Genomic DNA, 1,082 nt, shown 5'->3' with positions numbered 1-1,082 from the left:
GGCGGATTCAAGCGGCGGTTGCAACACCGAGTAGTTGGGCCATTTTCTCACTGGGAGTGGCCCAACCTAGGGTTTGACGGGGACGGGTGTTCAGTTCGTCGGCGACGGCGTCGAGGTCGGCCTGGCTGAATTTGGTGAAGTCGGTGCGGCCCTTGGGGAAGTACTGGCGCAGCAGTCCGTTGGTGTTCTCGTTGCTGCCTCGCTGCCACGGTGAGTGGGGGTCGCAGAAGTAGACCGGGCAGTTGGTGGCCAGGGTGAAGTCTGTATGGCGGGCCATCTCGATGCCCTGGTCCCAGGTGAGTGAGGCGCGTAGCCGTGCTGGCAGGCGGCCCATGGCGGTGGCCAGTTGGGCGGCGACGTGTTCGGACAGCTTGCCGTGGGGCAGCCCGACCAGGATGACGAACCGGGTCTGCCGCTCGACCAGCGTGGCGATCACCGAGCCTCCCACCCGGTTACCACCTTCGATCAGGTCGCCTTCCCAATGCCCTGGCACGGCACGGTCGGCAGCTTCGGCCGGGCGGGCGGAGATGTTCAGGCCCACCCAGGCGCGGTTGGACCGGACAGCGCCGCCGGCGACCGGGCGTGCCCGCCGGGCCGCTCGTGCGGAACGTAACGCCACCTGCCGCGTCAACTCCGCCCGCAGGTTCCCCCGGGTCTGCAGGTAGATGGCCTGATAGATGGTTTCGTGGGACACATGCATCTCCGGCTGGTCGGGATAATCCAGCCGCAGCCGAGCAGCGATCTGCAGCGGCGACCATCGTCGCCGCAGCAACCCGATCACCAACCGGCGCAACGGACCGTCTACCGCCAGCTTCGCAGGACGCCTCGCTCGCCGATGCCGCAACCACGCCGCCCAGTCAGCCGCCGCAGGCTTGTACGGCTGCCCATAACGCTCGAACCGAGCAACCTCACGACTGACCGTCGACGCCTGACGACCCAACCGACGTGCGATCGACCGTATCGACTCGCCCGCCGCACGACCGAGCCCGATTTCTTCACGCTCAGCTGCAGACAACCGTGGCGCCATAAACCACCTCCACCAGCACAACGAGGCGGCGTTGCAACCATCAGTTGACTTCGAG

Annotated in this window: 1 protein-coding gene; it reads right to left on the bottom strand. The window is 66.6% G+C overall.

Translation table 11 applies throughout. The features are described from left to right. Nucleotides 1-7: 7 nt before the first annotated feature. A partial coding sequence (locus KBX00_RS28950) for an IS30 family transposase (protein ID WP_210831231.1) occupies nt 8-1,082 on the bottom strand: 1,075 nt, incomplete at its 5' end.

The organism is Micromonospora sp. C95 (assembly GCF_018070465.1).
Taxonomy (GTDB): domain Bacteria; phylum Actinomycetota; class Actinomycetes; order Mycobacteriales; family Micromonosporaceae; genus Micromonospora.
The sequence above is the reverse complement of the archived record's forward strand: the minus strand, read 5'-3'. Positions and strand labels throughout refer to the sequence as shown.